8 protein-coding genes and 2 pseudogenes are annotated in these 15,231 nt (G+C 29.5%); 5 read left to right on the top strand and 5 right to left on the bottom strand.

Annotated features, from left to right (window positions below; genetic code table 11):
* Positions 1-2: 2 nt before the first annotated feature.
* From nrdB to ubiG, 3 genes are all read right to left on the bottom strand, one after another.
* Positions 3-1,133, bottom strand: coding sequence for a class Ia ribonucleoside-diphosphate reductase subunit beta (gene nrdB / locus GN160_RS03115; RefSeq protein ID WP_192380283.1), 1,131 nt, complete (start codon positions 1,131-1,133; stop codon positions 3-5).
* 33 nt (positions 1,134-1,166) lie between these two features.
* Complete coding sequence (gene nrdA / locus GN160_RS03120; protein WP_192380285.1) at positions 1,167-3,452, bottom strand: class 1a ribonucleoside-diphosphate reductase subunit alpha; 2,286 nt, start codon at positions 3,450-3,452, stop codon at positions 1,167-1,169.
* A 304-nt stretch (positions 3,453-3,756) separates the two neighbouring features.
* Complete coding sequence (gene ubiG / locus GN160_RS03125) at positions 3,757-4,479, bottom strand: bifunctional 2-polyprenyl-6-hydroxyphenol methylase/3-demethylubiquinol 3-O-methyltransferase UbiG (RefSeq protein ID WP_192380898.1); 723 nt, start codon at positions 4,477-4,479, stop codon at positions 3,757-3,759.
* Between the two features lie 189 nt (positions 4,480-4,668).
* Here ubiG and gyrA point away from each other — a divergent pair.
* From gyrA to GN160_RS03140, 3 genes and pseudogenes are all read left to right on the top strand, one after another.
* Positions 4,669-7,206, top strand: a pseudogene (gene gyrA / locus GN160_RS03130) (DNA topoisomerase (ATP-hydrolyzing) subunit A); the annotation flags it as partial.
* Between the two features lie 508 nt (positions 7,207-7,714).
* The gene (locus GN160_RS03135; RefSeq protein WP_192380289.1) at positions 7,715-8,908 is read left to right on the top strand and encodes a porin; all 1,194 of its coding nucleotides are present in this window, start codon (positions 7,715-7,717) and stop codon (positions 8,906-8,908) included.
* A gap of 141 nt (positions 8,909-9,049) precedes the next feature.
* Positions 9,050-10,150, top strand: coding sequence for a D-alanine--D-alanine ligase family protein (locus GN160_RS03140; protein ID WP_192380291.1), 1,101 nt, complete (start codon positions 9,050-9,052; stop codon positions 10,148-10,150).
* Positions 10,151-10,245: 95 nt separating this feature from the next.
* On the opposite strand, the gene rplY is transcribed toward GN160_RS03140, so the two are convergent.
* Entirely contained in the window at positions 10,246-10,533 is a 288-nt protein-coding gene (rplY, locus tag GN160_RS03145) for a 50S ribosomal protein L25 (protein WP_192380292.1), read from the bottom strand.
* Between the two features lie 372 nt (positions 10,534-10,905).
* On the opposite strand from rplY, the gene folE reads away from it, so the two are divergent.
* On the top strand, positions 10,906-11,565 hold the full coding sequence (folE, locus tag GN160_RS03150; RefSeq protein WP_192380294.1) for a GTP cyclohydrolase I FolE: 660 nt from the start codon (positions 10,906-10,908) through the stop codon (positions 11,563-11,565).
* 176 nt (positions 11,566-11,741) lie between these two features.
* On the opposite strand, the pseudogene metG reads toward folE, so the two are convergent.
* Positions 11,742-13,394 (bottom strand): annotated as a pseudogene (gene metG / locus GN160_RS03155) (methionine--tRNA ligase); the annotation flags it as partial.
* 415 nt (positions 13,395-13,809) lie between these two features.
* Between metG and gndA the strand changes: the two are divergent.
* The gene (gene gndA / locus GN160_RS03160; RefSeq protein ID WP_192380899.1) at positions 13,810-15,213 is read left to right on the top strand and encodes an NADP-dependent phosphogluconate dehydrogenase; all 1,404 of its coding nucleotides are present in this window, start codon (positions 13,810-13,812) and stop codon (positions 15,211-15,213) included.
* Positions 15,214-15,231: the final 18 nt, after the last annotated feature.

Here is a 15,231-nt window from a genome sequence, read left to right on the forward strand (position 1 = left end):
CTTTATAATTGATAATCTTTAAGGTCATCATCATTCACTATTGCGTCTATTTGTCCAACTAAATAAGAACTGATTTCAGCTTCCTGAGGAGCAGTTTGTACGTTATCTGATGTTAACCAAGCATCAATCCATGGTATAGGATTAGATTTAATAGAAAATGGTATTTTAAATCTAAGAGCTTTCATTCGTGCATTTGTTATATATTCAATATATTGATGTAAGATCGCTTTGTTTAAACCAATCATTGATCCGTCTTGAAACAAATAATTAGCCCAATCTTTTTCCTGTTGTGCTGTTGTCAAAAATATACCATAGCTTTCTTGTTCACATTCCAATGCAATTTTCATCATTTCCGGATCATCTTTGCCAGAACGTAATAAATTAATTATATGTTGTGTTCCGGTTAGGTGAAGAGCCTCATCGCGAGCTATTAATTTTATTATCTTAGCATTTCCTTCCATAATTTTTCGTTCAGCAAATGCAAAAGCACAAGCAAAGCTTACATAAAAACGAATAGCTTCTAATGCATTAATACTAATTAAGCATAAATAAAGCTTTTTTTTTAATTCCTGTAAATTAATTGTTACAATATGTTCATTAATTTTTTGTTTACCTTCACCAAATAAATGATAATAGTACGTTAATTCAATTAAATTATTATAGTAAAAGGATATATCTTTAGCACGTTTTATGATGTTCTTATTAGTTATAATATTATTAAAAACAATTGAAGGATCAATCATAATATTACGTATAATATATGTATAAGAGCGAGAATGAATACTTTCTGAGAAAGACCATGTTTCTATCCATGTTTCTAATTCGGGAATAGATATAAGCGGTAATAATGCAATATTCGGACTACGTCCTTGAATAGAATCTAGAAGAGTTTGGTACTTCAAATTACTGATAAAAATGTGTTTTTCATGTTCTGGTAACTTTTGGAAATCAATTCTATCACGGGAGATATCTATTTCTTCAGGTCTCCAAAAAAAAGATAATTGTTTTTCAATCAATTTTTCAAAAATGTTGTATTTTTGCTGGTCAAAACGTGAAATATTTACTGGCTGACCTAAAAACATTGGTTCATTAAGTTGATTGTTATTTTTTTGGGAAAACGTTGTATATTTCATAATTATAGATAATTATTCTCGATTTTATGTTAATTAAATTTTACATGCTTCACTTGTACAATAATCTACTGGATTTATGTCTTGCATATTCTCATGTACGTTTTTAGCACCGTCTCTGGTATTATGATAGTATAAGGTTTTTAAACCAAGTTTATATGAATATAATAAATCACTTAGCAATATTTTCATAGGTATTTTATTATTTGGGAAACGATAGGGATCATAATTTGTATTTGCAGAAATACTTTGATCTATAAATTTTTGCATAATGCCTACTAGCTGTAAATAACCTGTATTGTTAGGCATATTCCATAGTAATTCATAATTGTTTTTTAGTTTTATTAGTTCAGGTACCGCTTGTTTTAAAGTACCATCTTTAGATGCTTTAATACTAACGTAGCCTCTTGGGGGCTCTATACCATTTGTGGCATTTAAAATTTGTGATGAAGTTTCTGATGGCATAAGAGCTGATAGAGTAGAGTTACGTAATCCGTATTTTGTGATATTTATGCGTAGAGATTGCCAATCGTAGTGTAATGATTCATCAACTATTAAGTCAAGATCTTTTTTATAAGTATCGATAGGTAAAATACCTTTTGCATAATTAGTTTCGTGAAACCAATTACATGGACCTTGTTCTTTCGCTAATTCGTTAGATGCTTGTAGCAAATAGAATTGAATTGCTTCAAAAGTACAGTGTGTTAATTTATTGGCGCTGCCATCTGAATAACGTACGTTGTTTTTAGCTAAGTAATACGCATAATTAATTACTCCTACTCCTAAAGAGCGTCGTTTTACGGCGCTGTGTTTAGCAGATAAAAGTGGATAATTTTGGTAATCTAGTAGTGCATCTAGAGCGCGTACTACTAGATTAGCTAGTTTAGATAAATCTTTAAGGTTATTAATAGCTCCTAAATTAAAAGCTGATAGTGTACATAAAGCTATTTCCCCGTTAGCGTCATTAACGTTTTCTAATGGTTTTGTAGGTAACGTAATTTCTAAACATAAATTGGATTGTCTAATTGAGGCTAATCTGCTATCAAATGGGCTATGAGTATTACAATGATCCACATTTTGTATATAAATACGTCCAGTTGAAGCTCGTTCTTGCATTAACAAGGAAAACAATTCCACTGCTTTTATATGTTTTTTTCTGATGCTTCGATTTTCTTCATATAATATATATAGTTTTTTAAACTGTTTTTGATCCGCAAAAAAGGCCTCATATAGCCCTGGCACATCCGATGGGCTAAATAGCGTTATTATTTCCCCTTTAATAAGACGTTGGTACATTAGTTTATTAATTTGTACTGCATAGTCTAAATGCCTGATCCTATTTTCTTCTGTACCTCTGTTATTTTTTAACACCAATAAATTTTCCACTTCTAGGTGCCATATAGGATAAAATAAAGTTGCTGCACCACCACGCACTCCTCCTTGCGAACAGGATTTTACTGCTGTTTGAAAATGTTTATAAAATGGAATACATCCAGTATGAAATGCTTCTCCATTACGAATTGCACTTCCCAGCGCTCTTATTCGTCCTGCATTAACTCCTATGCCAGCTCGTTGTGAAACATATTTTACTATTGCACTTGAAGTTGCGTTAATGGAATCTAAACTATCTCCACATTCAATAAGCACACATGAACTAAATTGACGAGTTGGTGTGCGTACTCCAGACATAATAGGGGTGGGCAAGGATATTTTAAAAGTTGAAATAGCGTCATAGAATTGTTTAATATAATTCAAACGTGTTTTTGAGGAATATTTAGAAAATAAACAAGCTGATATTAACATATATAAAAATTGTGCACTTTCGTATATTTCTCCAGTAATCCTATTTTGTGCTAGATACTTTCCTTCTAGTTGTTTGATTGCAGCATAAGAAAAATTCATATCTCGTCTATGATCAATGATAGAGTCCATATATTCAAAATCTTGGACATTATAGCTTTTCAATAACTCTTTATCGTATTTGCCTAAGTTAACTAGTTTTAAAACGTGATCATAAAGTTTTGGAGGTTCGAATTTGCCGTAAGCTTTTTTTCGTAAATGAAAAACTGTTAATCTAGCTGCTAGATATTGGTAGTCAGGAGCTTTTTGTGATATTAAATCTGCAGCTGCTTTAATGATTGTTTCATGAATGTCTGATGTTTTTATTCCATCATAAAATTGTATGTGAGAACGTAATTCTACTTGAGAAACAGAAACATTACTTAAACCTTGAGCGGCCCAATTTACAACTTTATGAATTTTTTCAAGGTTAATTATTTCTTGTCGCCCATTACGTTTGGTTACCACCAAGTTATGATTCATGTTTTTAACCATCTGTTCTTATTTCATATATGTAGTAGTTCAGAATATGCCACACGTTTATACATTCGTGTATATCAAAGTCATAATGTAAATTTATTATCATAGAAAATAACGTTAAAAATGTTATTTTGCAAGTGATATAATATCTTATTTCTTGTTTTGATTACTTCCTTTGTTAATCATTTGATATAAATATTGTATGTCATTTTTGCAGGTTTGATGTATAACGGATTGATTTGTTTTTAATGTTTTTGAAGATATTTAAAATAACAATTCATTTTGAGGGTTGCTGCGCTATATTTTATTAATCGTGCTTAGCGTATATAATGTAGTTAACATCTATTTTATTGCATAGATAAAAACTATTAATTATTGGATTATAACATATTCCAACAATGTTTTGTTCCTGTAGAGGAGTTGTATCGATCCAGTTTAGTAGTTCAGATGGTTTAATAAATTTGTTAAAGTTATGTGTTTTTTTAGGTAATAGTTTAAATAAATATTCTGCTCCAATAATACTATATATCCATGATTTAAAATTGCGATTTATAGTAGAGAAATATACATGTCCATTTTTTTTAATCACTGCGGCACAGCCTTGAATTAATGATAGTGGATTTGGAACATGTTCTAATACTTCCATACAAGTGATTACATCATAGTAGTTATGGTATTGTTGTGCATGTTCTTCTATTGTTTGTTCGAGGTATCTAATATGTATATTATTTTTAAATGCGTGTAAATGAGCTGTTTTTAGTAGTTCTTTTGCAACATCTATTCCTGTGACTTTAGCTCCTTCTCGAGCCATGCTTTCTGATAAGATGCCGCCCCCGCAACCTATATCTAAAACTTTTTTATTAAATAATCCGTTTGAATGTTGGAGAATATAATTTAAACGTAATGGGTTTATTTGATGCAGTGATTTAAATTTATCTCTTTTTTTCCACCAAAGAAGAGCGGCGTTATTGAATTTGTTGATTTCGTTTAAATCAATATTTATTGTATTTGATTTAAACTCATTTCTTATTTCTTTTATCATGGTTTATGTTTTACTGTAATTATCAGTGAATATAATTTGATCTTTTGACGTTTAGTTTGTTTTAATAGAGTACTTTGTTGCATTATAATATTTATTTTATACTATAATTAATTCTAGAAACAATAAAAACTGGAATTATTCATTGGGACTGATACTAAGATTATGGGGACATATTTAATGAATGATCTTGCTAAAGAAATTGTACAGATTGATGTTGAAGAAGAATTAAAAAGATCTTATTTGGACTATGCCATGTCTGTGATTATTGGTCGCGCTTTGCCAGATGTAAGAGATGGGTTAAAACCAGTACATCGTCGTATCTTATATGCAATGCACGTCCTTGGTAACGATTATAATAAAGCATATAAAAAATCAGCACGTATAGTGGGTGATGTAATTGGTAAGTATCATCCTCACGGAGATTCAGCGGTTTATGACACTATTGTGCGTATGGCTCAATTTTTTTCAATGCGTTATGTATTAATTGATGGTCAAGGTAATTTTGGTTCTATTGATGGGGATTCAGCAGCGGCAATGCGTTATACCGAAATACGTATGTCTAAAATTGCCCGTGAATTATTATTAGATTTAGATCAAGAAACTGTTGATTATAGGTTAAATTATGATAGTACTGAACGTATACCTGAAGTTTTGCCTACTAGAATACCAAATTTATTGATTAATGGCAGTTCAGGGATCGCGGTGGGTATGGCTACTAATATCCCTCCACATAATATTGCTGAAGTTGTCGATGGTTGTTTAGCTTTAATAGATGATGAAAATATTAGTATTGAAAAACTGATGGATTACATTCCTGGACCAGATTTTCCTACTGCTGCAATTATTAATAATAAAAGTGGTATTAAGGAGGCTTATTTAACCGGTAAAGGTAAGATATGTATTAAAGCGCGTGTTAAAATTGAAAGTGATATTAAAACTGGACGAGAATCTATTGTTGTTTATGAACTTCCTTATCAAGTCAATAAATCACGTTTAATTGAAAAAATTGCTGAATTAGTAAAAGAGAAACGTATCGAAGGAATAAGTGGATTACGTGATGAATCTGACAAAGATGGTATTCGTGTTGTTATTGAAGTCAAACGTGATGCTATAAGTGAGGTAGTTTTAAATAATTTATATTCTTTGACTCAGTTACAGGTTGTATTTGGTATGAATATGGTAGCTTTGTTTAATGGACAGCCTAAGATTCTTTCTCTTAAAGAAATTTTATCTGCTTTCATATATTATCGTAGAGAGGTTGTAACTAGACGTATGTTTTTTGAATTAAAAAAGGCACGTGACCGTGTTTCTATTTTGGAGGCATTAACTGTTGCGTTATTTAATATTGATTCAATAATTGATATTATCCGCAAATCTATTAATTGTATGGAAGCTAATGTTAATTTAGTTTCTTGTTCTTGGTCATCTGGTGTTGTTGCTAAAATGCGAGAGACGATTGATGCCGACGTATTTAGATCCAAATGGTTAAAAATGGATTCATCTGTAGTTGATGGTAAATATTATTTTACTGACTGTCAAGCTCAAGCCATTCTAGATTTGAGATTAAATAAACTTACTAGTTTAGAATACGAAAAGGTATTATGTGAATACAAAGATGTTTTAATTAAAATTAGTGATTTTATTAGAATATTACAGGATCCGCAATGTTTGACTGATATTATTCGTAAAGAATTAATAAATATTAAAGAGCAATATAGTGATGCACGTCGTACTGAAATTATTACTAATACCTCAGATATTGATATTGAAGATTTAATTAACCAAGAAAACGTTGTAGTTACATTATCTTATCAAGGTTATGTCAAGTATCAACCATTAACAGATTATGAAGCACAGCGTCGTGGAGGTAAAGGAAAGTTAGCAACGCGTATTAAGGAAGAAGATTTTATTACTAGATTATTGGTTGCAAATACTCATGATACAATTTTATTGTTTTCTAATTATGGTCGTATGTATTGGATGAAAGTGTATCGTTTACCAATAGCTAGTCGTGGATCTCGCGGAAAGCCAATTATAAATTTATTGCCGTTGGAATTTGATGAGCGTATCACGGCTATTTTACCGTTACGTAAATATGAAAAAGGGTATTACGTATTTATGGCTACTGCTACTGGTATAGTTAAAAAGACTTCATTAACAGAATTCAGTCGTCCACGTAGTGTTGGTATTATTGCGATTAATCTTAATGATGGAGATGAATTAATAGGAGTTGATTTAACTGCTGGTGAAAGTGAGGTTATGTTGTTTTCTTCTTATGGAAAAGTAGTAAGATTTTCAGAAAAACAAGTACGCGGTATGGGTCGTGCAGCAATCGGTGTAAAGGGAATTAATTTGATAGAAGGTGATAGAGTAGTATCTCTTATTATACCCCGCAATGGTAGTTCAATTCTTACCGTGACTCAGCATGGTTATGGCAAGCGTACCGCTCAAATAGAATATCCTCTTAGATCCCGTGCTACTCAAGGTGTTATTTCTATCAAAGTTAGTGAACGTAATGGTAAAGTAGTGGGGGCCGTACAAGCAGATGATTGTGATCAAATTATGATGATTACAGATGCCGCTACTTTGGTTAGAATTCGTGTCTCTGAAGTTAATATTATTGGCCGTAATACTCAAGGAGTTATGTTAATTAGGACGGCTGAAGGTGAGCATGTGGTGGGGTTACAACGAGTTGCTGATTCGATGGATGATGATACTTCAGGACAATTAGATACTAAATTTCTTCTATGATTTATGATAATTATCTGAACAACTATTATAAAATTTATAAATTTAGAATTTCTTATTTTTTGTGTTACTGCTGTTATTTTCTTTTTTTTTAGATTACAATCTTAAGTTTTAAAATTTACTTCAATTGAACTGGAAATTGTAGTTCTGTGAGAAATTCTAAATTGCTATAATGTTTAGTAGATTACTTTGTGATTTTGTGATATTATGAACCGATGTTTATGCTTGAATAAATAATGTTTTTTGTATAAGATATGATTTTGTTTATTTTAGATGGATTATTTATTTTGTAAAATTCGAGATTTTTGTTTATAATGGTTAGTTGGTTGAATTATTGTTTTTTATTTTTAGAGTGTGGTGTTTTATTTATTATTTTAGATCTATGTAATTTAATAGATAGATTTTGACGATGAGAATCATGGAAGTAAAGATTGAGTTGTTAAACAGTGGTATTAATAAATAATGAGGTAATAATATGAAATTACGGTATCTTAATGTGCTGGTTTCTACTGTGTTTGCAGCAGGTATTGTGAATGCTGCTGAAATTTATAATAAAGATGGTAGTGCATTAGATCTTTTTGGTACATTTAATAGTGGGTATTATTTATCTGATGATTCCAGCAAAAATAGAAATCGTTCTCTTGTGCGTTATGGAGTGTTTGGTAAAACTCAAGTTAATGAGCATTTTGTTGGTTTTGGCATGTTGGAATATGAACATGGGCTTCAGTATGTTGAATATGATAATACCAAAAATGGTAAAGTGCGTCTTGGTTATGTTGGTATAAAATGTGGTGATTTCGGTCAGATTGATTATGGTAGAAATTATGGATTGTTATATGATGTTGGTTCTTGGACTGACGTTATGCCAGAATTTGGTGGTGATAATTTTGTCGCAGATAATTTTCTTTTAAATCGTGCCTCAAATGTTTTTACTTACCGTAATACTAATTTGTTTGGTTTAGTCAATGGGCTTAATTTTTCTTTGCAATATCAAGGTGAAAACAATGAAAATAGTCTTATTCGTAAAGGACGTAGTTTAAAAGAGTCTAACGGAGAAGGTTATGGTGTTTCTATTGTTTATAATCTTGATTATGGTATAGCTGCTTCTGTTGCTTATTCTAACAGTAAACGCACTGCTGGCCAGATAGCTTTAGATGCTAATAACAGCGTTGGTGTAGCAAATAATGCTTCAGCTTATTCTTTTGGTCTAAAATATGATGATAATAATGTTTATTTAGCGGCATTATATGGTGAGACTCGTCATATGGCTCCGTTTGGTGATTTTGTTGTTCCAACAGTGAATGTTACTACTGGTGACTCTGCTAATGATGGTAGTAGTGTGATAGATGAAGCATCAGAACATCGACAACAATATGGTTTCATTAATAAGGCAGTTAATATTGAATTCGTTGCTCAATATCAATTTGATTTTGGTTTACGTCCATCCGTGGGTTATTTACATTCAAGAGTTGATGATTCAAGTGACAATTCTAATAATAATTATTTAAGAAGATATTTTGAAGTTGGTACTACTTATAATCTTAATAAGAACATCTTAACTAAGGTTGATTATCGGGTTAATTTAATTAAGAAAGAAGATAATTTTGTTAAGTTGATGAATTTACCTGTGGGTAATGTTTTCTCTTTAGGCATGTCTTATACTTTTTAGTGTATTGTATTATTTTGGTTATCAACACAATAGCAGGCAGATCATGAAAACTGCTTTGCTATTGTGTTGTTGTAGTTTGTTATTTTGATTTAATTATTTACTGTATTTAATTTAATTTTATTATTTTATTTAAGGGAATTGATGGTTAAGTTAAGGGTCGGTATTATTTTTGGAGGAAGTTCTATGGAACATGAAATATCGATTTTATCAGCCAAGAATATAGTATATTTTATAGATAAAAAATGTTTTGAAGTTATCTTGTTGATGATTGATAAGCAAGGTAAATGGTATGTAAATGATTTGTCTTCTTGTTCTTTAGAAAATGTAGATTTTAATTCTGTAGATTTGTTTTCTGATCTTGTTAAGAATAGTATCAATAATGTTTCCTTATTTTTAGGAAAATTTCCTCACCAGTTTGCTTATTTTGATAATTTTAATTCACTATTAAAAATTGATGTTATTTTCCCTGTTGTGCATGGTGAAATAGGCGAGGATGGTACTTTACAGGGTTTATTACATATGAGTAATTTACCTTTTGTTGGATCCGGTGTTTTGGGTTCAGCAATAGGTATGGATAAAGATATAACTAAACGTTTATTACGCGCCTATGATTTAAAAGTTACTCCTAGTATGACGTTGTTTTATAATGATCATGTAGATCTTAAATTTGAATATTTTGCTGATATTTTAGGTTGTCCATTATTTATCAAACCTGTAAATCAAGGTTCTTCAATTGGTATATCAAAGGTATTTAACGAAAATGATTTCAATCAAGCATTAACATTAGCTTTTAGTTTTAGTTCTAAGATTTTATTAGAATCTGTAATTATTGGTCGTGAATTGAGTTGTGCTGTGTTAGGTAATACAGCGCTGTGTACTAGTTTATGTGGCGAGGTTTTATTTCATAACGGTTTTTATAATTATCAAAGAAAGAATATAGATAATGAAAGTGTGAAATTAATCATTCCTGCTAGGATAAATGATCAAATTGCCTTAAAAATTCGTTGTATATCTAAAAGGGTATTTAAAATATTAAATTGTTTAGGTATGGCACGCATAGATTTTTTTTTGACGCAAGATAATCAGATTATGATTAATGAAGTAAATACACATCCTGGATTTACTTTGAATAGTATATATCCAAAATTATGGGCATCAAGTGGTTTGTGTTGCACAATGTTAATTACTAGATTAATTGAATTGGCAATCGAATTACATAATAATAAAAATGATAAGACTTAGTTAAGTTTTAATAATTTATTATTTTGTCTTTTATATATTTTATGAGCAATCAAATAATTAGTTTGAATGTATTATTTATAAGTTTTATCTAAATTTTAGTTTACTTGAAAAAAATCAATATGTAGAAAGTTATTTTTAAAGGGATGGTATTGTATTTCTTGGATTTTTGCTATCATTTTGTTCTGGTCTAAAATTAGGATTACTTCTTGTCCGTGTAACCCTTGTAAGTCGCGAATATTAAGTGATTTGCTATAGTTTAGTTGAATCGCAACTGATTTTCCTTGTTTGTTATATAAAATTGCAGGATATAAATTTTTGGATCTTAAGCGTCGGCTTGCTCTTTTACCTTTTTTTTCGCGTATTGTGGCATGTAAAGTCATCATTTTATTAGTTATTACATTATCCAAGATTTTATGAAATATAATAAACACAATATCAAAAAGTATTTAATATAACAAATAAAAGTTTTATGTTTGTTCATTAAACATACAGTGTCAAATGATTAAGCGTTATGATAATTGTTCTTATTTAAAAATAAATGAAATTAGCGAATAAATATGTTACCCTTAATGCAGGTTTTTGTAACTTTGTTAAGTTTAATTAAATAATTTATTCTTATGTTTATGTAATGTATAGTTTTTTATCTTGGTGTATTTATCTTGCAAACATCACTTTAAACAATATACATATATTGTTTAAAGTGATGTTTGGGTATTTTGTAAAATTGTCGGTATATGTTTGGAGGTTTTTGAACTATGTCAGGTTGGACAGATGAAGCTATACTAGTTTATAATGCCTTGTTATCGCATGGATTAGAAGCTCCTGTTGTAAATAAAAGAATAGATACTACTATTAGTAAAGATAATATTGCGACATGTATTACAGAAATTATGAGTTGGCTAAATTTGAATTTAGAGGAAGAAAGTATCGTAGATACACCAAATCGTATTGCAAAAATGTATGTTGAAGAATTATTTTCAGGTTTAGATTATTCTAATTTCCCTAAAATTAGAATAATAAAAAATAAAATGAAAATTAATGAAATGATTACGATACGTGATATTACTTTGACTAGCACATGTGAACATCATTTTATAATTTTTGATGGTAAAGCTACGGTTGCCTATATACCCAAAGATATTGTAATTGGTTTGTCAAAAATTAACAGAATAGTACGCTTTTTTTCTCAAAGACCGCAAGTACAGGAGCGCTTAACTAAGCAAATATTTTTTGCTTTGCAAGCATTACTTAATACTAAAAATGTAGCAATATTTATCAATGCAGTACATTTTTGTGTTAAAGCACGGGGTATATGTGATACTAATACTATCACTACTACTACTTCTTTAGGCGGATTATTTAAGTATAGTAAAAATGTTCGTCGAGAATTTTTGCGTTATATGACGTCAAGATAGTATAAAGGTAAAAGTTTTTGTATTGATTTATCGACATTTAAATGTCGACTGATATTTCCCGTTTTAGTTGATTATTTGAAGTTATTAGTAATTAACTTTAAAGGGATTTAACAGAACGTTAGATTTATTACATTATGTTATTATTTTAGTAGGTTTTTTAATTTATTTGGCTATTATTTATTTTGATATTTTGATTTTGATATTAAGTTTTCAATTTGTTTATTGTTAATGCGTCTTAGTAATATCTTAAATACGTTAATATTGTGTCGTTTAAGTGGTTGTGTGATACTTTTCCACGTTAGGATTGTGTTTAGGAATTTTTCGCTATTTTGAGCTAAATGAGGTACGACAGGTTTTAGGTAGGTTATCAGAATACGAAATAATTGGATTCCCATTGAACAAATATCTTGTATGTGTTGCATATTTTTGTTTGAATGTTTAGCAATTGCCCAGGGAGCTTGTTGATCTATATAACGGTTAGCTAAGTCAGCTAGTTTAATAATTTCTTTCATTGCAACTTTTAATTTGCGTTCTTGAAAGGCCTTGCCAATTAGATCAGATGAATCTATGAATATGTTATATATTTTTTGATCAATTAAGTTATCTGAAATTTTACCATGAAAATATTTATTAATAAAACTTGCACTTCGGGACGCTAAATTGATTACTTTATTGATTATGTCAGCATTAACTCTGTAGATAAAATCTGAAAAATTAATATCAATATCATTTATGTTAGACGATAATTTGGTTGCATAATAATAACGTAGATAATCTGGATGTAAATAAGTTAAATAAGTACTAGCTTTAATAACTGTCCCTCTGGATTTGGACATTTTTCTTCCATTTATTGTTATATAACCGTGAACAAATAAATTGGTTGGGATACGAAAATTACTTCCTTTTAACAGAGCCGGCCAGAATAAACTATGAAAATAAATAATATCTTTACCAATAAAATGGTATAATTCGCTATCTGTGTTAGTATCCCAAAAATCTTCAAAGCATATATCATTACGTTTATTACAGAGATTTTTTAAACTACCCATATAGCCTATTGGAGCATCTAACCAAACGTAAAAATATTTATTAATAGTGTTGGGAATTGTAAAACCAAAATATGGGGCATCTCTAGAGATATCCCATTCCCGTAATCCTGTTTTAAACCACTCTTCTAGTTTCTTAATTATTTCTTTTTGTAATAATCCAGATTTAATCCAATTTAATAAAACGTCAGTGAATATTGGTAAATTAAAGAAGAAATGTTCAGATTTTTTTAATACTGGGATGCTATTTGAAATTGTTGATTTTGGTTTTATTAGATGTATTGAATCATAAATAGCACCGCATATTTCACAATTATCCCCATATTGATCAGGAGCCTTGCATGATGGACAAGAGCCCTTGACCATTCTATCTGGAAGAAAGATTTTTTTTTCAGGATCATACAGTTGAGAGATAAAACGAGATTTAATTAAACCATTGTTTTTTAGGCGAGTATATATTATATTCAATAACTTACGATTTTCTTCACTATGGGTGGTATAGTAGTTATCGTAATTAATACCAAAACCTACAAGATCTTTTTTATGTTTTTGATAAATTTTCTTAATCATTGTTTCTGGTGTAATTTTTAGTTTTTTTGCTTTTAGCATGATTGGCGTGCCGTGAGCATCGTCAGCAGATATGAATATGATGTTTTTGCCTTGCATTTTTTGATAACGTACCCAGATATCAGCTTGAATATGTTCCAATATATGACCTAAATGAAGATCACCATTAGCATAAGGTAATGCACATGTAACTAATATTTTTTTGTTTTTATTCATAACTACCTTAATTTATGTAAATGTGCTAACTATTAATATTTTGGTAAAGAGTTCATTTTAATTAACAGTTAACCGATTATGCTAACATAGTTTATAAGATTTATAAATCTTTGTACTATATTAAAAATTGTATTTTGGTTTAACTAAAATATATAAATTTTATTAATTTGATAATATTTATATTTAATAAATAATTAGAATTTCATATATACATTTGTATTTATGTGTAATATGATGTAAACTACTTGAAGTAGGTTTTGATTTTATAATTTTTTAATTAATAAATTTATAATTGTAGTAAAAGTTAGTTTTTATTTTAAATTGTAGTATTTTCATGCTTTTATGCATGGTATTTGGTTTGTAGAGTAAGTTTTGGTACTTGATTATAAATAGATTAAAGGAATTACTCATGTTTATGCATCAAAATATTGGGATTATAGGTATGGGTGTAATGGGTCGTAATTTGGCTTTTAATATTGAAAGTCATGGTTATATTGTATCTATTTTTAATAGAAGTAAAGAAAAAACTAAAGAAATAATTGTTAAAAATCCTGATAAGAAAATAATTGGTTTTTTTTCTATAAAAGATTTTATTTTTTCTTTAGAAAAACCACGTTTGATTTTTATTATGGTTCCAGCAGGGAGTAATGTTGATCAAATAATTAATTGTTGTATTCCTTTTTTATCGCGTGGAGATATTTTGATTGATGGAGGTAATTCTTTTTATAAGGATACTATTCGTAGATATAGTGAGTTATTAAAAAAAGATATTCAATTTATTGGTACTGGCATTTCTGGAGGTTCTGAAGGGGCTTTACGTGGACCTTCTCTTATGCCTAGTGGTAGTAGAGAAGTTTATAAAAAAGTAGAGCCATTGTTTAAAAAAATTGCAGCTTCTATTAATAATGAACCTTGTGTTAGTTATATAGGTCCGGATGGTTCTGGACATTATGTTAAAATGGTTCATAATGGCATTGAATATAGTGATATGCAGTTAATTGCTGAGGCATATTCTTTGCTGAAGTTAATTTTAAATTTAAGTAATGATCAGTTAGCAAATATTTTTAGTGAATGGAATTCTGGAGAACTTAATAGTTATTTAATTCAAATTACGCAATGTATTTTTACTAGAAAAATAGATAATAATGTTTATTTGATTGATTTAATTTTAGATGAAGCGACTCATAAGGAAACTGGTAAATGGAGTAGTCAAAGTGCATTAGATTTGGGAGAGCCTTTAAGTGTTATTACTGAATCAGTTTTTGCTCGTTATTTATCATTGCTTAAACAACAGCGTATTGTAGCTTCTCGAGAACTTTCGGGACCTGTTATTGATGTATTTGTTGGCGATAAAAATGAATTTATTGAAAACATTAGAAGAGCTCTTTATTTAGGTAAGATTATTTCTTACACTCAAGGTTTTGCGCAATTACAAACAGCATCTATTGTAAATAAATGGAATTTAAATTGTTCTGAAATTGCCAAAGTTTTTCGAGCTGGTTGTATCATTCGTGCAAATATTTTGCAAAGAATTATTGATGCTTATACTGATAATTTGGCTTTAAGTAATTTGTTGTTATCACCTTATTTTAAAGAGATAGCTTCTAGTTATCATCAATCCTTACGCAATGTAGTTAGTTACGCAGTGATAAATGGTATATCAGTTCCCGCTTTTTCATCTGCTATAGCTTACTATGACGCTTATCGTACTGCTTTTTTACCGGTTAATCTCATTCAAGCACAGCGTGATTATTTTGGAGCTCATGGTTATAAACGTGTTGATAAGGAAGGTATATTTTATACTAACTGGATAGTTTAGGTAATAAATTTTTTAGAG

The organism is Blochmannia endosymbiont of Colobopsis nipponica, from assembly GCF_014857065.1.
In the GTDB taxonomy this organism is placed as follows: Bacteria; Pseudomonadota; Gammaproteobacteria; order Enterobacterales; family Enterobacteriaceae; genus Blochmanniella.